Below are 20,855 nucleotides of genomic sequence, written 5' to 3' on the forward strand. Positions count from 1 at the left end.
TGCGGCACCAGGCGCAATCAGGGGTCAGAGGCGGGCGGCCACGGCGGAGCGGAGCTCCGGGAGGCGGGCGTGGAGCAGGCCTGGGCACTGGGTGTTGTTGAAGTCCTTGTGGCCGTAGATCTCGGTGGCGGGGATGCCGTACTGGTGGCAGGTGAACGCGCAGAAGGCGATCAGGCTCGACCACAGCGCGGCCGGGGGCTGTTCGGTGAGGTAGGTGCCCTCGTTCTCGATGCCGATGGCCTGGTCGTTCTGGCCGACGCAGTGGGCGCCCTGGACCATGGTCTGGCTGTGCAGCAGCGCGTACAGGCTGCCGTGGCGGCCCTCGGTGAGCCAGCCGCCGCGGCTGTTGGTGAAGTGCTGGCCGCTGTCGATCCAGCCGTTGCCGTCCATGTGCAGGTCCTGGATCTCGCGGGAGGCGGCGAAGGCGTGCGCGCGGGACGTGTCGGTCGAGTTGGCCAGCGCCGTGTGGTGCACGATGATCTTGTTCGGGCGGTGCTGGACGATGGTGAGCGGGCCGGCCGGTGGGCGGGCTCCCCAGGCCCCGCAGCTGTCGATCGACGGCTGGTCGGGTGCGGCCAGCGCCGCGCCGGCGGAAGGGTCGGCGACGGTCAGCAGCGCCGCGGCGCCGCCGAGGAGGACGGCGCCGCGCAGGGCGTCGCGACGGGTGAGACGGGCCATGGCGCGAGCCTCCCGGGAACGTCGGTGCTAACTTACCGGATCCATTGAAGTTCGTAAACTTCCTGCACCGCGGCACATTACACCTGCTCAGCGCGCTGTGTCCATCGAAGTCTGTCACGACAAATTTAGATGGATGCCTATTGAAAGTTTCCCACCACCGTGAGCTAATCGGCGAAGCTATCTGCCACCCCCCGGAGCAAGGAGGCGCATCGTGTCCAAGAGAGCCCTGGCGGCACTGTCCCTGGCGGCCGCCCTCGTCACCACGGTCCTCACCGGCAGCCCGGCCTCTGCCGCCACCGTCACCTACGGCCAGGACGTCTCGGGCCATCAGGGCAACGTCAACTGGGCGGCGCAGTGGAACGCCGGCTCGCGGTTCGCGTACGTCAAGGCGACCGAGGGCACCTACTACACGAACCCGTACTTCGCCCAGCAGTACAACGGCTCGTACAACATCGGCATGATCCGGGGCGCCTACCACTTCGCGATCCCGAACGGCGGCGGCGGGGCCGCGCAGGCCGACTACTTCGTCGCGCACGGCGGGGGCTGGTCCAAGGACGGCAAGACGCTGCCCGGCGCGCTGGACATCGAGTACAACCCTTACGGCGCAACGTGTTACGGGCTGTCGCAGGCGAGCATGGTGAGCTGGATCCGCGCGTTCCTCAACCAGTACCACACCAGGACCGGCCGCTGGGCGACCATCTACACGACGACCGACTGGTGGGTCACCTGCACCGGCAACTACAGCGGCTTCTGGGCCAACTCGCCGCTGTGGCTCGCCCGGTACAGCAGCAGCCCCGGCACCCTGCCCGCCGGCGCGCCGACGTGGTCGTTCTGGCAGTACTCGAGCACCGGCCCGTTCGCCGGCGACTCGAACCAGTGGAACGGCGCCCTCGACCGGCTCAAGGTCCTGGCCTGCAACGGCCCCTGCTGAGCCCAGCGCCCGCGCACGGCACGAACGCCGGCGCCTGACAGCACCGCACCTGCGCCGAGCCACCGCGTCACAGCGGCAGAGGGATCCCCTCGCCGCAGCGGGGCTCGGCGCAGGCCCGCATCAGCCCGAGGACGCGCACCGACGTCCCGTCCAGCGGGTCCGCGGACGGTGCGGCCGGCGTGGACGGCGCGACCGGTCCCCGCCCGCGGGACCTGCGGGCGGGGACCGGCCTGGAGGGGGAGTAATGCCTCAGCCGGGGCGGACGCCCGTGCCGTCCCTGTGGTGACGGCCCGGCGTTCGCCGGCATGCCGGGCGCCGTTACAACGGAACGGTCCTCCTCACGGATGGGTCGCCTTCAGGACACCCTTGTAATAGACCTCGACACCGCCGGACTTGTACGACGTGCCCAGCGTGCAGCGCGCGTAGGAGCCCCGGGTGTCGCCGGCCCAGCGGAACTGGCCGTAGTACGGCTTGCTGCCGCTGGACTGGGCGGCGCACTTCACGAAGCCGCGGTACTGCCAGTCCGGTCCGTTGCCATCACACCAGCCCCCGTATTGCTGCGGATGACACTCACCGATCCAGCCCTGATCGGCGTGCGCGGTGGCACCCCCTGCCACCGTGAGCGCGGCGGCCGCGGCCACCGCGACGCACGCCCCTGCGATCCGTCGAATCATCGACACCTTCCTTCCCGGTGGACGGCAATGCCCTGGTCGGCGGATTGCCTTGCCTCGTCCACCATGGACGGTGCGGGAATTGACCGACAGTGCACCGGGCGCCGGACAAACAACGCCGGACAACCCGCGGTATCGTGCTGACCCCAGATCGCGGAGGTGCAATGGTGGGCCGACCCGAGAAGCCGGTGGATCCTCAGGCCGGTCCGGTGCAGCGACTCGCGTGGCAGCTGCGGCAGCTGCGCGAGCAGGCCGGCAGCCCGAGCTACCGGACCCTGGCCCGCCGGGCCCACTACTCGGCCAGCACGCTCGCCGAGGCGGCGAAGGGCGACCGGCTGCCGTCGCGGGAGGTCACCGTCGCCTACGCCGAGGCGTGCGGCGGCGACCCCACCGAGTGGAACGCCCGCTGGGAGGCCGCCGCGGCGGACCGGCCGGCGCGGACCGCGCAGGTCGAGGAGCACTGCCCGTACCGGGGCCTCGCCGCCTTCCAGCCGGAGCAGGCCGAGTGGTTCTTCGGCCGGGCCGAGCTTATCGACCGGCTCCGGGCGAAGATCGACCGGCTGCCGGTCGTCGGCGTGTTCGGGGCGTCCGGCAGCGGCAAGTCCTCCCTGCTGCGGGCCGGCCTGATCGGCACCCTGCCGAAGACGTGGCGCACGATGCTGATGACCCCGACCGAACACCCCCTCGACGCGTTGTCCGACCTGGTCACGAAGTTGTCCGGCGCCGACCGGCACCGCGTCCGGGAGGAGCTCGGCAGCGACCGGGCCGCCCTGGATGTCGCCGTGCGCGGCGCGCTCGCGGCCGCGCCGCCGGACACCCGGGCACTGCTCGTCGTCGACCAGTTCGAGGAGGTGTTCACGCTGTGCGCCGACCCGGACGAGCGCCGCACGTTCATCGCCGCGCTGCTGGACGCCGCCCGCGGCGAGGACCGCCGCACCACGGTCGTGCTGGGCGTGCGCGCGGACTTCCTCGCGCACCTGAGCCGGCACGCGGACCTCGTCGACGCGCTGCGCGACGAGGCGCAGCTGCTCGTCGGGCCGGTGACCGGCGGCGAGCTGCGGGAGATCATCACCCGGCCGGCCGCGCTGGCCGGGCTGAGCGTCGAGCCGGACCTGGTCACCACGGTCCTCGCGGACGCGGCCGACGAGCCCGGCGCGCTGCCGCTCGTCTCGCACGCGCTGCTGGAGACCTGGCAGCGCCGCGACGGCGCCACCCTCACCCTCGCCGCGTACCACGCCGGGGGCGGGGTCCGCGGCGCGATCGCACAGACCGCGGAGCGGGTCCACGCCGGCCTCGACCCGGCCGAGCAGGCGGCGACCCGCCGGATCTTCCAGCGGCTCACCGCCCTCGGCGACGGCACCGAGGACACCCGCCGGCCGATCGCCCGAGCCGAGCTCGACGGCGTCGCCGACCCGGGCGTCACCGCCGTGGTCCTGCACGAGCTCACCGACGCCCGCCTGGTCGTCCTCGGCGACGGCACCGTCGAGGTCGGGCACGAGGCCCTGATCCGGGCCTGGCCGCGGCTGCACCGCTGGCTCACCGACGACCGCGCCGCGCTCGTCGCGCACCGGCGGCTCACCGACGCTGCCCACACGTGGCGGACGCTGCACCGTGACAGCGGCGCCCTGTACCGGGGGGCGCAGCTCGCCGCCGCGCAGGGCCTGACCGGGCTCAACCAGCTGGAGTCGGCGTTCCTTAAGGAGAGCAACGACCTGGCCGAGGCCGAGCAGGCCGGGGTCCGGCGGCAGGCGCGCCGGCTCAAGCGGCTCGTCGCCGGCATGGCCGTGCTCCTGGTGCTCGCCGTGCTCGGCGGCGCCGTCGCCACCCGGCAGCGCCAGGACGCGCGCCGGCAGCAGGTGGCGACGCTGGCCGAGGAGGTGTCCCTGCGCTCCCGGTCGCTGCTGGCCACCGACCCCGAGCTCGCCGGGCTGCTCGCGGTCGAGGCGGAGCGCCTGCACTCGACCACCGAGTCCCGCGGCGCCGTGCTCAGCGCCGCCGTGGCACCGCGCCGGCGCGAGCTCAACGTCGGCGGGCCGTCGATCTACGCCGTCGCCTTCGACCCCGGCCGCACGCTGCTCGCCTCCGCCGCCGGCGACGGCGCGATCGGCCTGTGGGACCCCGTCCGCGGCACCCGCACCGGCACGCTGACCGGGCACACGGGGCGGGCGGCGAGCGTCGCGTTCAGCGGCGACGGCACCCGCCTCGCGTCGGTCGGGATCGACGGCGCCAAGGGCTCCGTCATCGTCTGGGACACCGCCACCCGGCGGCAGCTGCACCGCTTCGACGCCGACGGCCTCGGCTCGGCGATGGCGTTCAGCCCCGACGGCATGACCGTCGCCGTAGCCAAGGGCGCAACCATCGCGCTGTTCCACGTCGGTACCGGCGGCACCACCGTACTCACCGGACTGGGGCACGCCGTGGCGTCGGTGACCTTCAGCCACGACGGGTCGCTGCTCGCCGCCGCCGGCGGTCAGGCACCCAAGGTGTGGGACGTCGCCGCGGGCACGGTCGTGGCCGAGCTGCCCACGCAGCACGTGTTCTCCGTCGCGTTCGCCGAGGAGGGGTTCACTCTGGCCGCCTCCTCGGAGGACCGGGGCGTCACCATGTGGGACGTCACCGGCGGGCGGGCCACGGCCCTGCCGGCGCTGCCGGGCAACGGCGGATACTCGTGGGCCATCTCCGCACCGGCCGGCGGCCGGCTCGCCGTCGCCGACGAGAACGGCGCCATCACCGTCTGGGACCTGCGTCGCCGCGAACCCCTCGAGACGCTGCAGGACCGCGGCCGCACCGAGACGGTCACCGTCGTGCTGAGCCGGGACGGCACCTACCTGGCCTCCGCCGGCTTCAACGGCACGATCGTGGTGCACGACCTCGCCGCCCGGCCGTTCGGCGCGTTCACCGCCCGGGTGCACGACGTCAAGGTCAGCCCCGACGGCACCACCGTCGCGTCCGCCGGCAGCGACGGGACGGTCCGGCTGTGGGACACCGCCGGGAAGGCGTCGACCGTCCTGAGTGGACACGGCGACGAGGTCCAGGCCGTCGCGTTCCACCCGGGCGGACAGATCCTCGCCGCCGTCACCCGAACCAACACCGTCACCATCTGGGACGTCCGGCTGGGCAAACCCGTGACGGCGCCGCTGCGCACCAACGGGTCGGGGGTCACCACCGACCTCGCCTTCGACCCCACCGGCGGGTTCCTCGCCGCGGCGACCCTCGGCCCCTCGATGTGGGACGTGCGCGACGTCGGCGCGCCGGTCGACCGCACCGCGTCGCTCGACCCGCGGATCGTCACGTCGCTGGTGTTCACCCCCGACGGCCGCCGCCTGGTCGGCGCGAGCGCCGGCGGCTACGTCAACACGTGGGACACCGCGACCGGACGCCTGCTGAGCCGGGTCAACACCGGGCAGAGCGCGGTGCAGGACATCGCCGTCAGCCCCGACGGCGGCCTGCTCGCGACGGCGGGCGACACCCGGACCGTCAAGCTGTGGGACACCGCGACCGGCCGGGAGCTCGCCGTCCTCAGTGGACACACCGCGCCGGTGCAGGTGCTCGCCTTCGACCGGGACGGCCGCCGGCTCGCGTCCGCGGGCGACGACCACTCCGTCATCGTGTGGGACGTCGCCGGCCGGCGGTCCGTCGCCACCCTGACCGGCCACACCGCACGGGTCCGCGGGCTCGCGTTCACCGCGGCCGGCGCGCTCGTCTCCGGCGCCGAGGACGGCCGGATCGTCAGCTGGTCGTTCGACGTCGTCGCCGCGCGGGACCGCATCTGCGCCGGCCGCGCGCTGACCCGGCAGGAGTGGGCCTCGCACCTGCCGTCGGCCCCGTTCCGCCCGACCTGCGGCCGGTGAGCACTCGGAGGGCAGGCCGGGACGCCGAGCTGGATCCGTCGATCGTCGCGGCGGTCCTGGCCCTCGCACGGCCCGCGCTGGAGCTGGCGGTGCTCGAGGACTGGGAGCACGAGGACGACGAGATCGCCGACGGCGGCCGGTACGCCGGCAGCTACGGCGGACTGCCGCGCCTTCCGCCCGGCGTCGACTGGCCGGCCGTCGGCGGCGAGCCGCTCACCCTCCTCGCCCAGCTGCGCTGCGACGCCCTCGCCGGCCTGCTGGGCGCGGAGTGGACGCTGCCCCGTGACGGCCTGCTGCTGTTCTTCGCCGCGGTCTGGCGCGACGAGCCCGACGCCGGCAGGGTGCTCCACGTGCCCGACGCCGCGCCGGTACAGCAGGCGCCAGAACACGCGGAGGTCGTCCCGGCGCAGCCGCTCGGCGCGTGGCCGGTCCGGTCCGTGCCGGAGCTCGACGACCCGGCGCTGCGCACCCTGCTGCACGCGACGGGCCCGGCGCTCATCGACGTGCTCCGGGCGCTCGCACCGGAACACACCCCGCACCAGGTCCTGGGCCGGCTCGGCGACGGCTACCACCCGCCGCGGCCCGGCACCAGGCCGCTGCTCCAGCTGGAGGGCGAGGAAGGCACCGCGTGGGGCGAGCTGGTCCGGCTGGCGTTCGTGGTCCCCGACGACGACCTGCGGCAAGGCCGGCTCGACCGGGTCCGGATGACCTACGAGGTCGCCTGACCGCTCGCCGGCCTCGCATCGCCGGGGTTGCCGTCGCGGCGCAAGTCGGGTGCGCGCATTCAGGTGCCGGCCGGACCGCCGATCGTGCCCGGCGTGACCGCCGACCATCGCGCCCCGCTGCGCCACGTCGCCGCCACCTTCGGCGTCACGGCCGCGGGGCGCGCTCTGGTACGTGCTGTGGACGGTCACCGGCATCGGCCCGGCCACCGTGTCCTACCTGCCGCTGCCCCTCGCCGCGGCCGGCGCCGCCGCGGCGGTGCTCGACCTGCTGCGCCGCGCCCCGCTCACCCCGCCGGCCGTCCGGTTCTGGCGGCTGATGCTGGTCGCGTTCGGCCTCGTCGGCGCCGGGTACACGGTCCTCGCCGTCGCCGGGTTCCGCGACACGTCGATCCTGCCGCCGATGCCGCTGCCGGCGGCAGCCCTCGCCGGCGCCGGCTTCCTCACCGCGATGTGGGCGATGGTGCGGGTCCCGCTCGGCATCGCCAGCGCCGGCGAACGCTGGCGGCAATGGCTGGACCGCGCGATCGCCTTCCTCGGCTGCGGCACCGTCCTGTTCCACTTCGGCCTGGCCCCGGTGATGACCGCGGCCACGGCGTCGCCACCGCACCCGCCGGCACCCCGCTGGATCGAGCTCGACCCTCCCGGCTCCCCGGAAGCCGACGCCAGGCAGGCCGTCGCCCGCGCGGTCGTGCAGCTCTCCCTGGCCCTCGGCCTGGACACCGTCGCCGAGGGCATCGAGAACGCCGCGCAGGCGGACCGCCTCATCGAGCTGGGCTACTCGCTGGGCCAGGGCTACCACCTGGCCCGCCCCATGCCCGCCGCCGAGATGACCCAGCTCCTGTCCACCCAGCGCGACCTCGTCTCCCCGTCCTGACCCTCCTCGGCGACGAGTGCTCGCCGTTGCGCGATCAGCGAATCCTGAGAGGCAGCGGCCAACGTGTCAGGACGAGTCACGTCAGGCCGTTGCTCGCGCGGGCTGGTATCGCAGGGCGACCACCCCCGACCGGAACTCATGGCGATCCACGAGCTCGAGCTGGATGCGTTCGCGCAGGCCGGTGAGCAATGTCGGTCCGTGTCCGGCGAGGACAGGCTGTACAACGAACACGTACTCGTCGATCAGTCCCAGGTCTGCCAACGCCAGGGGGAGTGTCACGCCACCCACGAACAGGCCTTCGCCTGGCTCCTGCTTGAGCCGCTGGACCGCTTGCCCCAGGTCGCCTCGCACCAGCTCGGCGTTCCAGTCGGCCCCGTTCAGCGTGCTCGACACGACGTACTTCTTCGCCTGGTCGATGGTCTCGGCGAACGGGATCTGCCACTCGCCCATCCAGTCAGGCCAGGTGCCCGTGGCCGGCTGCCGCCACGCCGACTCCATCATCTCGTAGGTCACCCGGCCGAACAGCAGGGCATCGGCTCGTGCCATCTCGGCGGTCCAGTAGCGCATCGACTCCTCGTCCGGGGCGATCCCTGCCTCGTGATGACAGCAGCCGTCGAGTGTGACGTTGATCGAGTATCGAAGTGGTCTCATCTCGTTGCTCTCCCTTGATCCGCGCAGCGCGTTTTCACCGGTCCGTACTCAGACGGCTGCCGGCGCCATTTCTCATCGGTGCCCGATCCCACCTCCTCAACGCCGTCGTGGTGCGAACCAGACCGCAGACCGAGCGCGCGACCGATTCGGCGATCTGCTCAAGCCGCGGTCAGCCGGCGGCTGTCCCAGAACGCGCGGACGAAGCGGCTCCATCACATCGCCGACCGCCGGCGCCCTGGCTGGGACGCGTCGCGGCTCTCGATAGAGCAACCTGACCTGATCACCGTAGTTGTAGGCTCCCAGAGCCACACACCGTCGACGCGTACTTCGACGTGCCGTTCGCCCCCGAGACGGTGGACCCGGTTCTGGGTGGGCGTTGATTCTTGGTCGGTGCGTCGATGCCGCCGGGGGCGGTCGGGGCAGCGGTGTCTCCGCAGGCGGAATTCGTTTCCGTGACTCGTGTCAGGCCTGGGATCTTGGTTTGGTGAGTCAGTACTTCCAGGTCGGCGATCTCGTGCTGTGGAATCCGGCCAGCACGGTCGCGAAGCTGTTCGCGCGCATGACCGAGGCGATGGTGCCGGTCGCCGGGTGCCCTTCGGGCGTCGGACCGGACTTGGGACGGGATGAGTATGAGGTCGACCCAGACGCGTTCGCGGCGTTCGTGGACGCGTTGACCGCACGGTACCTGGCGACGAACCATCCCATCCTCACCGCGATGCTGGAGGGCTACCTGCCGGCCGCACTCGTGATGGTGCGGCGAAGCGGCCGTGACGTGCCGGCGCTCGCGCGGCCGGTCGCGCGGGACAACCGGGACATATCACTCAACCGCGACGCGTTCGACCCGGGCGGGGAGCGGCAGCGCCTCTTGACGCTCGCCGAGCATCACGAGCAGGCGATGCCGCGCTGAGACGGTGCCGCGCTGCGACGATGCCGCGCTGCGACGATGCCGCGCTGCGACGATGCCGCGCTGAGACGGTGCCACGGCGGCAGCAGGGAGTCCCGCCGGGAGCGCCGGGCGTCCACGGTGGTCGGGCGGTGGGTGGGATATCGCTGACCGCGAACGTCTCGGGCGGGCGGCGTACGGGGTGCATGGGGCAGCATGGGAGGGATGGAGGTCGGGGGGTCCGCGGGGTTTCTGGTCCGGCTCGGGTGGCAGATCAGGGGCAGGGTCGCGCTCGGGGCGATGTTCGGGTCGCTGTGGTTCATGGGGCTGGCGTTCATGCCGTTCCTGATCTCGCAGGCGATCGACAGGGGGTTGCAGTCGCGGCGGCCGGTGGCGCTGGCGGGGTGGGCCGGGGCGGTGCTGGTGGTGGGGGTGGCGAGCGCGGGGCTGGGGATCATGCGGCACCGGAGCATGACGAAGTTGCGGATGACGGCGGCGCTGCGGACGGCGGATCTGATCATGACGCATGCGACGCGACTGGGGGCGGCGTTGCCGCGCGGGGTCACGGCGGGGGAGGTCGTCACGATCGGCATCTCCGACGTGTGGACGATCGGGCGGGCGATGAACGTCGGTGGGGTCGGGGTGGCGTCGACGCTGGCGTACACGGTGGTGGCGGTGCTGCTGGCCCGGACGTCGGGGACGCTTGCCGTGGTGGTGCTCGCCGGGGTGCCGGTGCTCGTGCTGCTCGTCGGGCCGTTGCTGCGGCGCACGCAGCGGGCCGGGCTGCGGTACCGGGACCGGCAGGGTGAGCTCAACGCGCGGCTGGTCGACGTGCTGGGCGGGCTGCGGATCCTCAACGGCCTCGGCGGCAAGGACGTCTACCACGGGCGCTACCAGGTCGGGTCCGCGCTGCTGCGGGACCAGGGCTACCGGGTCGGCGGCCCGTCCAGCTGGATCGGGGCGCTCGGCGGCGGGCTGCCGGTGGTGTTCCTCGGGCTCGTCGTGTGGCTCGCCGCGCGGCAGGCCGCGGCGGGGGAGCTCACGGCCGGTGAGTTGGTCGCGGTCTACGGGTACACCGCCATGCTCGTGATTCCCGTCGATGTGATGATCTTCTGTGCGTTCGATGCGACGCGGGGGCTCGTCGCGGCGCGGCGGGTGGTGGACTTCCTGAAGCTGCCCGTCGACGACCCGGGCGGGAAGGCCGCGCCGGACGGGCCGGCCACGCTGCGGGACCCGGAGTCCGGGGTGGTCGTGGAGCCGGACCGGCTGACCGCGCTGGCCGGGGCGCGACCCGAGGAGTCGGCGGCGGTGATCGACCGGCTCGGGCGGTACGGGCCGACCGACGTCACCTGGGGGGACCGGCGGCTCGCCGAGATCGCGCAGGCCGAGGTGCGGGCCCGGATCCTGGTCGCCGAGCACGACGCGGACCTGTTCGCGGGGCCGCTGCGGGAGGTGGTCGCCGGCCGCGACGAGCCCGACGACGACCTGGTCAGCGCGGCGATCCGGACCGCGGTCGCGCACGACGTCGCCGCCGAGCTGGACCGCAGGGTCGAGTGGGGCGGGCGGAACCTGTCCGGCGGGCAGCGGCAGCGGGTGCGGCTCGCCCGCGCCGTCCACGCCGACCCGGAGCTGCTGCTGGTCGTCGAGCCGACGTCCGCGGTCGACGCGCACACCGAGGCGGCGATCGCGGAGCGGTTCACGGCCGCGCGGGCCGGGCGTGGCACCGTCGTGGCCACCACGTCGCCGGTGCTGCTGGACCACGCCGACGTGGTGCACTACCTCGTCGACGGCAGGGTCGCCGCATCCGGTACGCACCGCGCGCTCCTCGCCGCCCAACCGGGCTACCGGGCCCTGGTGACCCGCGCGTTCGGCGACGACGCATGACGACGACCCTGCCGATCGCCGGCCAGCGGGTGGTCGGGCGGGCGGCGCTGCGGCTGATCGCGGCCGACAAGCCGTCCGTCGTCGCGATCCTCGTGCTCAACTCCCTGGCGGCGGTCGCCGGGCTCGGCGCGCCATGGCTGCTCGGCCGGATCGTCGACACGGTGACCGGCAAGGGCGGCGCCGTCGACCGGCTCGCGCTCGCGGTGCTGGCGTGTGCCGTCGCGCAGCTGCTGCTCACCCGGTTCGCGCTCGCGATCGCGTACCGGTTCGGCGAGCGTACGGCGTTTCGCATCCGGGAGGACTTCCTCCGGCGCGCTCTCGCCCTGCCGGCGGCCGTCGTCGAGCGGGTGCCGGCCGGTGACCTCGCCGCGCGGGGCACCACCGACATCGACGCGGTCGCGTCGACGCTGCGCGACGTGCTGCCGGGCATGACGGTCGGCGCCGTGCAGATCGTGTTCATCTGCTCGGCGCTGCTGGTGATCAACCCGCTGCTCGGTGTGGTCGGCGTGCTCGGGCTGTCGGGGATCTGGTTCGTCACGAGGTGGTACCTGCGCCGGGCCCGCACCGCGTACCTCGCGGAAGGGGCGGCCAACTCGGTGCTCGCCGACGAGCTGAGCGCCACCACGGCCGGTGCCCGCACGATCGAGGCGTTCGCGCTGCGGGAGCGCCGCCTCGCCGCCGGGCACGCCGCGATCGCCGAGACCCACCGCACCCGCCTGGCGACGCTCGGGCTGCGCACGGTGTTCTTCCCGCTCGTGGAGACGTCGTATGCGGTGCCGGTGGTCCTCGTGCTGCTGGTCGGCGGCATGCTGTCGATCGGGGGCCGGGTCAGCCTCGGCACGGTCGTCGCCGCCGTCCTCTACCTGCGGCAGCTCGTCGGCCCGCTGGACAGCATCCTCATCTGGATCGAGCAGCTGCAGAGCAGCAGCGCGTCGTTCGCCCGCGTCGAAGGCCTCGCCGCGATCCCGGCGGCGGCCCCGGCCGCGACGGAGGCGCCCCGCGACGACCGGATCGAGGTGCGCGGCGTGCGGTACGCGTACGAGCCCGGACACGACGTCCTGCACGGCGTCGACCTCACCATCCGCCCCGGTGAACGGCTCGCGATCGTGGGCCTGTCCGGCGCCGGGAAGTCGACGCTGGGCATGCTCGTCGCGGGCGTGGACCGCCCCACCGCCGGCACCGTCACCGTCGGCGGCGTCCCGATCGCCGACCTGCCACCGGACGAGCTGCGCCGGCAGGTCGTGCTCGTGACGCAGGAGCACCACGTGTTCCGCGAGTCGCTGCGCGACAACCTCATCGTGGCCGCCCCCGACGAGGAGCTTCACGAGGCGCTGAAGACCGTCGGCGCCGACTGGGCCGACGACCTCGACCGCGACCTGGCGCTGCACCCGCTGGACGGCGCCCAGGCCCAGCAGGTCGCGCTGGCGCGGGTGGTGCTGTCGGACCCGCACACCGTGATCCTTGACGAGGCCACCGCGCTGCTGGATCCGACGGCCGCCCGGACGGCGGAGCGGGCCCTCGCCGCGGTGCTGCACGAGCGGACCGTCATCGCGATCGCGCACCGTCTGCAGACGGCGCACGACGCCGACCGGGTCGCGGTGATGGAGGACGGCCGGATCATCGAGCTCGGCACCCACGACGAGCTCGTCGCCGCCGGCGGCCCGTACGCCGCCCTCTGGCACTCCTGGCACGACGGCGTGTGAGGCACGCCAGCGTGTGAGGCACGACGGCGTGTGAGGCACGACGGCGTCTGATGTTGGGCGGCATGACCGTCAGCGACGACGCGGACCGCCGGTTCGTCGCGGCCGGCCAGCAGACCCTGATCCGGATCGCCGCGGCACCCAGCGAGCCGGCTCAGCGTTCTACGCCGACGGGATACGGGCCGAGCGGACCGGCGGCTGGAGCGGCCGGCCGGTGCGGAACACGGCGAGGGGTGCCTCGTCGGGCGCCAGGCCGAGGCGCTCGGCGAGCCGGGTGCCGGTGGCCGTGCAGTCCAGGAGCTGGCTCAGCGGGTGGACGGCGAGGCCGCGCTCCGACAGTGCCAGCCACACCCGCACGAGGGCGCGCCCGTGCTCGATCACCTCCTCCGGGGTGACGGCGCTGCCGACGAGGACGAGGACGCTGCCGTCGTACCGCAGCAGACCCTTCGACGCGGCGGCCAGCAGCGCTGGGCCGCCGAGCCGGCGGGTGACCCGGTAGGCGCGCGGCCCGATCATCGCGGCCAGCCCGGACGCCTCGACGCGGGACATTGCCATCGCGCGGTCCGTGAGGCCGTCGAGCCGGTACCGCGGATGCTTCGGCGACAGGCGCATCCACTCCCGCAGCTCGGCGACGACGGCGGGGGTGCCGAACATCCACCGGTCCGCCGCCGCGAGCGGCTTGACGAGCGAACGGCTGGGCAGCTGCCGCAGGTCGGCGCCGAGCCCGGCCAGCGCGGCGAGCGTCGCGGTGTCCAGGGTTCCGGGCGCATACCCGCCCCGCGCGCAGCCGCGCTGCCGCACCGACGCGAGGGTGAAGGGCGTCTCGTACACGGCGGAATCCGGCACCAGACGGGCGGCCCGTAGCGAGGCGCGGTCGACGGACACCGACGCCCGCACCGGCAGGCCCGCGTCCGCCGCGACGATCAGGCAGGTCTCGACGAACGCGCCGAGGGAGAGGAACAGGTCCCGCCGCGTCGGGTCCGAGTCCGGCAGCGCCCGCGAAGGGTCCCAGTGCACGTCGACCGAGTCGTCGCCGTACCGCAGGACCCACGGCTGCGTGTTGTGCGCGCTCGGCGCCCGCCGGCAGTCGTCCTCAAGCGCTTTCAAGTCCGAGACCCAGGTCATGCCGTCACCTCCGCTGCGCTCCGGCGCCGGCCTGACCGAAAGACTGCGCCCATGATTCGCAGCCCTCCGCTGCGCTCCGGCCCGCTCATGCCACCGCCCGTTCGTAGAAGGTGTAGCCGTGCAGCGGGCGGCCGCCCATCCGCCGGTACTGCGCCGCGGACGCCGGGTTGTCGCGCTCCACGTACGTGCTGCGCAGCGTGCGGTAGCCGCCGGCGCGCAGCCCCCGGTACAGCTCGCGGGACAGCAGCGTCAGGTAGCCGCGGCCCTGCTCGTCGGGGACGGTGCCCTTGATGATGAGGACGGCGTCGCGGCGGTAGCGGTTGCGGGTGGCGAGCAGGCGCAGCTGGTTGAGCACGCCGAGCCGGCCGCCGACCTTCATGAAGAACTCCGACACGTCGGGCACGGTGACGATGAACGCGACGGGCCGGCCGGCCTTCTCCAGCCACAGCAGCAGCGCCTCGTCGAGCAGGAACGACAGCCCGTCGGTCTGCTTCGCCAGCTCGTCGGCGTCGATCTCGGTGTAGTAGCCGAGCTGCGCGAACGACGCGTTGAGCATCTCCCGGAGGATCGGCAGCTGCGCCTTGAACCGGCGGCGGGAGCCGTGCCGCACTACGAGGTCCTCGGCGGCGATCCGCGCGTCGTCGAAGGCGAACTCGCCGCCCGCGCCGACGTCGCACAGCCACGTGTCGGCCTCGAAGCGGCGGGTGAAGCCGTGCCGCTCGTACGAGACGGGGTAGTGCGGCGGGTTCCAGGCGGAGTCGATGAACCCGCGCTCGTCGAAGCCCGACGTGATGACGCCGCCGGTCTGGTTGGGCAGCAGCCCGACCGGGCCGAACAGCGCCTCCGTGTCGCGGCCGCGCTCCGCGACCAGCTCGAACAGCGCCGAGGCCGCGGCATCGTCGGCGAACTCGGTGAGGCCGAAGAGCTGGTGCCGCCGGCCGAGCTTCGCGTCGAACTTCGCGTTGCGGTGGACGCAGGTGCGGCCGACCACGGCGCCCGAGTCGTCGCGGGCGAGGAACAGCTCGGCACCGTCGCCGGTGAAGCCCGCGATGCCCGAGTCGGCGAGGGGCACGTACCGGTCCCGCGGGTGCAGCCGCAGCGGCAGGTCGCAGAACGCGCGGAGCCCGGCCCGGCCGGTCACGGGCTCGATGTGGACGGTCACGACGCCGGCCGGTGCACGGCTGGGCCGTCCGTCTCGCGGGACAGCGGCGTGTAGGTCTCGATGTGCGCCATCGTATTGCCCTCGGCGCGCCAGACGCCGTTGGTGTAGCCGCTCTCCTCGGCGTTGTAGAGCCGGATGTAGCCGCCGGTGGCGTTGCGGGTGCCGTTGTCGGTGATCCAGCACATGAGGTCGCGGTGGTGTTTGGTGCGCGCGAACTGCAGCAGCGCGTCCCGGTCGCGGAAGAACGCGATGGTGCCGAGCGTGAACGGCCACTGCCAGTAGACGGTGTGCCAGCAGTATCCGGGCAGCCGCTTCATCTGGCGCACCATCTTGAACCAGGTGAACGTGAGGATGAAGATCGAGTGCGGGCCGCGGTAGCGGGTGGCGCCGACGAACATCGCGGTCGCCTGCCCGACCGGTGGCACCTTCGAGAAGTCGGTGGTCCTCATGCGGCGCTCCTGGCCAGGTAGACGTTTTTGATCTTACCGTTGCTGGCGGCGAACGGTCCGGCGCCGTGCTCGTGGACGCGCACGCGCAGGTCCGCCGCGCTGGGGTCCTCGGCCAGTGACTCGGCGAAGTCGCGGCTGACCTCGGCGAGGTAGCGCACCACGCCGCGCCGGCACACGTCGGCCAGCTCCTCCTGTTGCTGCTGCGTCAGGTGTACGGCCTCGCGCAGCTGGATGTGGATCACCGGGCGGCTCTCGAGGTCGGTGTGCTCCTCGAGCGTGAGGCAGAAGCTCTGGATCTGGTGGGCGAGGGGGTTGTCCTGGTACAGGCCGTTCTCCACGTCCTGCGGGTAGATGTTCGCGCCCATGTACGAGATCGTGCTGTCCTTCCGCCCGAACAGGAACAGCAGCGGCAGCTTCATCCGGTCGCCCTCGAACGCGCGCTGCATCTCGGCGTCCTTGCCCACGATGCTGGTCAGCTCCGCGTAGGACATCAGCTTGCCCTCGTCGCCGATGTTGTAGCGCACCTTCGGGTTGAGCACCGCGGTCGTGTTGATGGTGCAGAGGATCTCGCCGTCGGCGGTGGTCTCCAGGTACGTCTCGAGCGGGTTGTACTGGAAGATCATCGGCAGCCGGTGCTCGTCGGCGCCGAGCAGCGCCTCCCGCAGCGCCTGGTCGGTGCGCAGGCGGCGGCGCAGCCACACCGTCAGGTCGGTCTCGCCGCCCATGCCGATCGTCAGGTCGCTGGCGCCGTAGCCGGAGCGCACCTTCGTGAAGCGCTGCTCCAGGTAGTCGCGCAGCGCCTCGGTCATGCCCTCGCCGCCGACCAGCGCGGACAGCTTGTAGGGCGCCCAGTCGAAGCCGACCGCGTCCATCTTGTCCAGCAGGTGCTTCAGGAACGGCGGGTAGGCGGTGATGACGTAGTCGAAGCCGGGCCCGAAGTGCCGCAGCGTGTCGATGATCTTGTCGAGGTCGGGCCCGGTGTTCTTCACCATCGCGACGCGGGCCATCGCGATGCCGGTGTTGGTGCCGGTCGCCCACGCGCCCATCGAGTAGGCGTTGATGACGAACCGCCGCTTCGACGGGAACACCAGCGTGGTGTAGCCGGCGAGGTTCTTGTGCACCGTCCCGAGCTCTTTCTTGCTGCGGATCCAGTTGTACGGCTGGCCCGACGACCCCGACGACTCGTCGACGACGCTGCCGGCGATCTCGATCCGGCCGTGCCAGCAGCGCTGCTCCTCCGGGTACGCCTTCACGTAGGTCAGCTTCGCGGTCGGCGGGTAGGAGGTCAGGTCGAACCAGCGGAACCGCCAGTCGTTGCGGCGCAGGAAGTCGCCGTACGCGGGCACGTCGATCGCCGCGAACTGGCACGTCATCCACGCGTGCAGGCGGGCGAACCGGGCCATCCACGGCCGGTAGTTGCGGGCCATCAGCCGCCACACCGCCGGGTGCACCCGGTAGATCGCGTACAGCCAGGTCAGCCCGAAGCTGCTGATCCGAAGCACCCATTGGCGCACGAACGTCACGACCGTTCCCTTCCTCCCTGACCATCCACACGGACCGTCTACATCCTCGGCTGCCGGCCGTCGTGGCGCCTGAGCCGTCCTACTCGCATCCGGGTAAGTATTGTTGCCGCATGGCCGGGACACTCATGACCGGAGCGACGATCTGGGCCGGCCCGACCTGCACCCCGCAGCCTGGCTGGCTGCTGGTCACCGGCGACAGGATCACCGCCACCGGCGCGCACGACACACCGCCCCCGCCGGCGGACACCATGATCGACGTCGCAGGGTGTCACATTCTGCCCGGGTTCGTCGACACACACCTGCACGCCACCGTTGTCGGGTGGCAGACGCTCGGCGTCGACGGCTCCGCCTGGACCTCGCTGCCCGCGGCGCTCGCCGCGATCGGGGCGGCGGCCGCGGCCGACCCGCACGCGCCCTGGCTGCTGGTTTGGAACGCCCGGCCGTTCCGGTGGCCGCAGCGGCGCCTGCCGACCGCCGCCGAGCTCGACACCGTCGCGCCCGGCCGTCAGATATTGGTCAGCGGCGTCGACGTCCACCGCGGCACCGTCTCCTCCCAGGCGATGCGGGCGCTCGGCATTACCACGCGGAGGGCCCAGGACGGCGACGTGAGCCTCGACCGCCGGGGCCGGCCGACCGGCGAGATCTGGGAGCAGGCCTACGGCGAGGCCCTCGCCCGCGCGCTCGCCTCCGCCCCCGGCGACCCGGTCGCGCTGACCCGCCAGGCCCTCGACCGGTGCGTGTCGCTGGGCATCACGCACGCGCACGAGGCGTACGTCCCGCCGCAGCACCACGAGCGGATGCTCGGCCTCGCGGCGCCCGCATCGCCGCGGCTGTCGTGGGCGGTCGGTGCCGGCGAAGGGCTGCTCAGCCCCCTGGAAGGGCCGTCGGTCGCGCCGGACGGCGACTACGGAGCGAGCGGGCGCGAGGCGAAGCTGTTCCTCGACGGCGGCGACCGGTGCGCCGTCTGCATGCCGGCCCGCGCGCTCGGCCGGCTCACCTGGCAGGCCGTCAAGGAGACCGTCGCCGCCCGGCACCCGGGCCCGCTGCGCGACGCGATGCGCCGGCGCACCACCGTACAAGGGCGGACACTGCGACTGGAGTACCTGCGGTACTCGGACCGGGAGCTCGCCGACCTGCTGTCCGCGTACCTGTCGGCGGGGCTGCGCCCGCGGATGCACGCGCTCGGCAACCTCGCCGTGCGGCAGGCCGCGACCGCCCTGCGCGCCGTGGGAGCCCCCGCCGGCGCCGCCGTCATCGACCACCTGGTGCTCCTCGACCCGGCGGCCGTCGACCTGGTCGCGGCGAGCGGGGCGTGGGCGACGGTGCAGCCCGGCTTCCTCACCACGTTCGGCACGCAGATCGTCGACGGCGGCACCGACCGCTTCCTGACGGTCGTCGGCGGGCGGTCGCTGCTGGACGCGGGCGTGCCGCTGACCCTCGCCTCCGACCACCCGGCGGGGCCGCTCGACCCGCTCGGCAACCTCAGGCTCGCGGTGCGGCGGCCGATCCAGCCGGCCCAGGCGCTGACCCCGGCGGAGGCGGTGCGGGCGCTGACCGTGACGGCGGCCGCGTCCCTCGGCGCGCCGGGCGCCGGCGGCCTCGCCGCGGGGGAGACCGCCGACCTGGCGATCTGCGACGGCGACCCGTTCGACCCCGCGACCCGCGTCACCCAGACCTGGATCTCCGGCCGCCGCGTTTGGCCCGCGGCCGCCACCGGGTAAGTTGCTCCGATCGACGGGTTCGCACTGGGAGACCACGGATTGACCGAGGCGCTGACGCCGCGCTGGCAGGAGGCCGACGAGGCGGTGCATTCGCTGGTCGCCGTCCTGGTGGCGGAGGCCGCCCGGACCGCGGACCGCAGCGCCCGCAAACGCCCCCGCGGCCGGACGCGGTCGAAGAGCACGCGCCGGCACATCGCCGAGGTCGTCCGCGCCCACAAGCTCGCGCCGGGGCTGCGGGTGGACCGGAACATGGTCGCGGCGCTGATGCTGGGCCACCGCGACCTCATCAGCAACCCGGTCCTCGTCGTGGCGGTCGCCCAGGCCTGCGGCATCATCACCGGCCGGAAGCTGGCGCCGAAGCGGGCCGCCCGGCTGCGGGCGGCCAGCGTCCGGGTCGGGAAGCTCATCGCCCGCGCGAACGCCGAGACGATCCGCGTGCCCGCACCCCGGCCCGCTCCGGTGCCGCCCGCTCCGGTGCCGCCCGCGCCTTCGGTTCCGTCCGTGCCTTCGGTTGAAGTTGCGCCTGCCCTCGACGTTTCGCCTGTACCTGACGCCGCCGTGCCCGTGCTGGGGGCCGCATCCGTCCCCGAGTCCGCGCCCGTACCACACGACACGCCCGTGCCGGAGGCTGTGCCCGTGCCCATGCCCGTGCCCGTGCCCGTGCCCGGGGCCGCGCCGGTCAAGGTCGAGGCGCGGCCGTCCGCGAGGAGGGCGTCGCGAGCCGCGGCGAGGGTGGCGGCACGGAGGCGTCGGCGCCGCCGCCAGCGGGCCCGGCGGAGGTGGCTCCTCGTGGTCGGCGCGCTGCTGGTGCTGGTCGCGGCCGTCCTCGTCGGCCTGGCGTCATGAGGTTCACCCCGCTGCCGTGGCCCGGGCTGCGCAACGCCCGCGACCTCGGCGGCCTGCCGACCGCGGACGGCGGTCAGGTCCGGCACGGCGCCGTGGTGCGCGCCGACTCGCCGCACCGGCTCACCCCCGACGGCGTGGCCGCGCTGCGGGCGCACGGCGTCACCCGCGTCATCGACCTGCGCAGCGCCGACGAGGCGGAACTGCGGCCGAACGTCCTGGCCGCCGACCCGATGTACCGGCTGGTCCCGTTCACCGACCCCGACGACGACCCCGCCGACGAGCTGTCGGACCTGGCCGGCATCGACGAGCTGTACCGCTGCCGCATCGCCGGCGACGCCCGGCGCATCACCACCGCGGTCGCCGCCGTCGCCGTCGCCCCGCCCGGCGCGGTCCTCGTGCACTGCCAGGCGGGCCAGGACCGCACCGGCATGCTCGTCGCCCTGCTGCTCCGCGTCGCCGCCGTGCCCGACGACGTCATCGTCGCCGACTACACGTTCTCGTCGGTGTGCTGGGAGTCGCCGGGCGAGTGCGAGCCCGAGTCGATCCAGGCGGTGCTGGACCTCGTCGACGAGCGGTGGGGCGGCGCCGAGGGCTACCTGCTCGCCCACGGCCTGTCACCCGACCGTCTCGCCGCCCTCCGGAGCAGGCTGCGCGACTGACCCGCCCGCCGACCGGCGGCGGCGTGGGGGAGTGGGCGGCGTCGCGTCGGTGAGGTGGGCGAGGACCTTGTCGGCGATGCGGCCCAGCGCGGCGACGTCGGACTCGTCGAGGACGTCGATGAAGTGGCGGCGGACCGAGGCGACGTGGTGGACGGCGGCGTCCTGGACCGTGGCCCAGCCGTGGTCGGTCAGGATGACCGTGGCGCTGCGCCCGTCGGCGGTGGAGGGGCCGCGGGCGACCAGGCCGCGCTGCTCCATGCGGCTGACCTGGTGGGACAGGCGGCTTGTCGACCAGCGGATCGAGGCGGCCAGCTCGCCGAGGGGGAGGCGCCGGCCGGGGGCCTCGGAGACCGCGGTCAGCACGTCGTAGTCGGCGTCGGACAGGCCCGAGTCGGCGCCGAGGTCGCGGGTGAGCTGGAGGTCGAGGAGGCCGCGCATGCGCCGGTACCCGCGCCAGGTGTGCATCTCGGCGGTGGTGAGCCAGCGCGGTTCCGTCATGCCGCCAAGCCTAGGCGATCTGCT

At 73.6% G+C, this 20,855-nt stretch carries 18 protein-coding genes; 10 read left to right on the forward strand and 8 right to left on the reverse strand.

Annotated elements, in window-relative coordinates; all coding sequences use genetic code 11:
• Window positions 1-24: 24 nt before the first annotated feature.
• The gene (locus ABZ321_RS29525) at window positions 25-678 is read right to left on the reverse strand and encodes a peptidoglycan recognition family protein (RefSeq protein WP_344505168.1); all 654 of its coding nucleotides are present in this window, start codon (window positions 676-678) and stop codon (window positions 25-27) included.
• A gap of 211 nt (window positions 679-889) precedes the next feature.
• Between ABZ321_RS29525 and ABZ321_RS29530 the strand changes: the two genes are divergently transcribed.
• The gene (locus ABZ321_RS29530) at window positions 890-1,609 is read left to right on the forward strand and encodes a lysozyme (RefSeq protein WP_354897196.1); all 720 of its coding nucleotides are present in this window, start codon (window positions 890-892) and stop codon (window positions 1,607-1,609) included.
• Between the two features lie 338 nt (window positions 1,610-1,947).
• Here the strand turns inward: ABZ321_RS29530 and ABZ321_RS29535 are convergent, their stop codons facing one another.
• A complete protein-coding gene (locus tag ABZ321_RS29535; RefSeq protein ID WP_344505166.1) occupies window positions 1,948-2,283 on the reverse strand; it encodes a hypothetical protein in 336 nt (111 codons plus the stop codon).
• Window positions 2,284-2,447: 164 nt separating this feature from the next.
• Here ABZ321_RS29535 and ABZ321_RS29540 point away from each other — a divergent pair, with 164 nt between their 5' ends.
• The 3 genes from ABZ321_RS29540 (at window position 2,448) to ABZ321_RS29550 (ending at window position 7,730) form a co-directional block, all read left to right on the forward strand.
• Window positions 2,448-6,131, forward strand: coding sequence for a hypothetical protein (locus ABZ321_RS29540; protein WP_354897199.1), 3,684 nt, complete (start codon window positions 2,448-2,450; stop codon window positions 6,129-6,131).
• The gene (locus ABZ321_RS29545; protein ID WP_354897201.1) at window positions 6,128-6,856 is read left to right on the forward strand and encodes a DUF1963 domain-containing protein; all 729 of its coding nucleotides are present in this window, start codon (window positions 6,128-6,130) and stop codon (window positions 6,854-6,856) included. The genes ABZ321_RS29540 and ABZ321_RS29545 overlap by 4 nt, the downstream gene beginning before the upstream one ends.
• A 172-nt stretch (window positions 6,857-7,028) precedes the next feature.
• Entirely contained in the window at window positions 7,029-7,730 is a 702-nt protein-coding gene (locus ABZ321_RS29550) for an EAL domain-containing protein (protein WP_354897204.1), read from the forward strand.
• 81 nt (window positions 7,731-7,811) lie between these two features.
• Here ABZ321_RS29550 and ABZ321_RS29555 read toward each other — a convergent pair whose 3' ends face one another.
• Window positions 7,812-8,381 (reverse strand): dihydrofolate reductase family protein, encoded by a 570-nt coding sequence (locus ABZ321_RS29555; RefSeq protein WP_354897207.1) that lies wholly within the window; start codon window positions 8,379-8,381, stop codon window positions 7,812-7,814.
• Between the two features lie 484 nt (window positions 8,382-8,865).
• On the opposite strand from ABZ321_RS29555, the gene ABZ321_RS29560 reads away from it, so the two are divergent.
• From ABZ321_RS29560 to ABZ321_RS29570, 3 genes are all read left to right on the forward strand, one after another.
• Entirely contained in the window at window positions 8,866-9,288 is a 423-nt protein-coding gene (locus ABZ321_RS29560; RefSeq protein WP_354897210.1) for a DUF6086 family protein, read from the forward strand.
• Window positions 9,289-9,564: 276 nt separating this feature from the next.
• Window positions 9,565-11,148 (forward strand): ABC transporter ATP-binding protein, encoded by a 1,584-nt coding sequence (locus ABZ321_RS29565; RefSeq protein ID WP_354897447.1) that lies wholly within the window; start codon window positions 9,565-9,567, stop codon window positions 11,146-11,148.
• Window positions 11,145-12,851, forward strand: coding sequence for an ABC transporter ATP-binding protein (locus tag ABZ321_RS29570; RefSeq protein WP_354897213.1), 1,707 nt, complete (start codon window positions 11,145-11,147; stop codon window positions 12,849-12,851). Before ABZ321_RS29565 ends, ABZ321_RS29570 begins: the two co-directional genes overlap by 4 nt.
• A 159-nt stretch (window positions 12,852-13,010) precedes the next feature.
• On the opposite strand, the gene ABZ321_RS29575 is transcribed toward ABZ321_RS29570, so the two are convergent.
• The 4 genes from ABZ321_RS29575 to ABZ321_RS29590 form a co-directional block, all read right to left on the reverse strand.
• Window positions 13,011-13,973, reverse strand: a complete 963-nt coding sequence (locus ABZ321_RS29575) for a hypothetical protein (protein WP_354897216.1) — start codon at window positions 13,971-13,973, stop codon at window positions 13,011-13,013.
• Between the two features lie 85 nt (window positions 13,974-14,058).
• Window positions 14,059-15,135: a hypothetical protein gene (locus ABZ321_RS29580; protein WP_354897219.1), complete on the reverse strand. Its 1,077-nt coding sequence runs from the start codon at window positions 15,133-15,135 to the stop codon at window positions 14,059-14,061.
• The gene (locus ABZ321_RS29585; RefSeq protein ID WP_344505158.1) at window positions 15,132-15,584 is read right to left on the reverse strand and encodes a DUF4188 domain-containing protein; all 453 of its coding nucleotides are present in this window, start codon (window positions 15,582-15,584) and stop codon (window positions 15,132-15,134) included. Before ABZ321_RS29585 ends, ABZ321_RS29580 begins: the two co-directional genes overlap by 4 nt.
• The gene (locus tag ABZ321_RS29590) at window positions 15,581-17,107 is read right to left on the reverse strand and encodes a phenylacetate--CoA ligase family protein (protein WP_344505157.1); all 1,527 of its coding nucleotides are present in this window, start codon (window positions 17,105-17,107) and stop codon (window positions 15,581-15,583) included. Before ABZ321_RS29590 ends, ABZ321_RS29585 begins: the two co-directional genes overlap by 4 nt.
• A gap of 110 nt (window positions 17,108-17,217) precedes the next feature.
• Here ABZ321_RS29590 and ABZ321_RS29595 point away from each other — a divergent pair, with 110 nt between their 5' ends.
• Genes ABZ321_RS29595 through ABZ321_RS29605 form a run of 3 tightly spaced genes read left to right on the forward strand, consistent with a single transcriptional unit; the run spans window position 17,218 to window position 20,333 of the window.
• Window positions 17,218-18,828, forward strand: coding sequence for an amidohydrolase family protein (locus ABZ321_RS29595; RefSeq protein ID WP_354897222.1), 1,611 nt, complete (start codon window positions 17,218-17,220; stop codon window positions 18,826-18,828).
• 39 nt (window positions 18,829-18,867) lie between these two features.
• Window positions 18,868-19,674, forward strand: coding sequence for a hypothetical protein (locus tag ABZ321_RS29600; protein ID WP_354897225.1), 807 nt, complete (start codon window positions 18,868-18,870; stop codon window positions 19,672-19,674).
• A complete protein-coding gene (locus ABZ321_RS29605; protein ID WP_354897228.1) occupies window positions 19,671-20,333 on the forward strand; it encodes a tyrosine-protein phosphatase in 663 nt (220 codons plus the stop codon). Before ABZ321_RS29600 ends, ABZ321_RS29605 begins: the two co-directional genes overlap by 4 nt.
• Here ABZ321_RS29605 and ABZ321_RS29610 read toward each other — a convergent pair.
• Entirely contained in the window at window positions 20,289-20,831 is a 543-nt protein-coding gene (locus ABZ321_RS29610; RefSeq protein ID WP_354897231.1) for a MarR family winged helix-turn-helix transcriptional regulator, read from the reverse strand. The two genes, ABZ321_RS29605 and ABZ321_RS29610, sit on opposite strands and share 45 nt — an antisense overlap.
• Window positions 20,832-20,855: the final 24 nt, after the last annotated feature.

This window comes from Dactylosporangium sp. NPDC006015, from assembly GCF_040614215.1.
GTDB classification, from domain to species: Bacteria; Actinomycetota; Actinomycetes; order Mycobacteriales; family Micromonosporaceae; genus Dactylosporangium; species Dactylosporangium maewongense.

Bases quoted from the DNA above. Each gene is read 5' to 3' on its own strand.
- ABZ321_RS29525 (WP_344505168.1), bottom strand. From the start codon at position 678: ATGGCCCGTCTCACCCGTCGCGACGCCCTGCGCGGCGCCGTCCTCCTC.
- ABZ321_RS29535 (WP_344505166.1), bottom strand. From the start codon at position 2,283: ATGATTCGACGGATCGCAGGGGCGTGCGTCGCGGTGGCCGCGGCCGCC.
- ABZ321_RS29555 (WP_354897207.1), bottom strand. From the start codon at position 8,381: ATGAGACCACTTCGATACTCGATCAACGTCACACTCGACGGCTGCTGT.
- ABZ321_RS29565 (WP_354897447.1), top strand. From the start codon at position 9,565: ATGTTCGGGTCGCTGTGGTTCATGGGGCTGGCGTTCATGCCGTTCCTG.
- ABZ321_RS29570 (WP_354897213.1), top strand. From the start codon at position 11,145: ATGACGACGACCCTGCCGATCGCCGGCCAGCGGGTGGTCGGGCGGGCG.
- ABZ321_RS29575 (WP_354897216.1), bottom strand. From the start codon at position 13,973: ATGACCTGGGTCTCGGACTTGAAAGCGCTTGAGGACGACTGCCGGCGG.
- ABZ321_RS29585 (WP_344505158.1), bottom strand. From the start codon at position 15,584: ATGAGGACCACCGACTTCTCGAAGGTGCCACCGGTCGGGCAGGCGACC.
- ABZ321_RS29595 (WP_354897222.1), top strand. From the start codon at position 17,218: ATGGCCGGGACACTCATGACCGGAGCGACGATCTGGGCCGGCCCGACC.
- ABZ321_RS29605 (WP_354897228.1), top strand. From the start codon at position 19,671: ATGAGGTTCACCCCGCTGCCGTGGCCCGGGCTGCGCAACGCCCGCGAC.
- ABZ321_RS29610 (WP_354897231.1), bottom strand. From the start codon at position 20,831: ATGACGGAACCGCGCTGGCTCACCACCGCCGAGATGCACACCTGGCGC.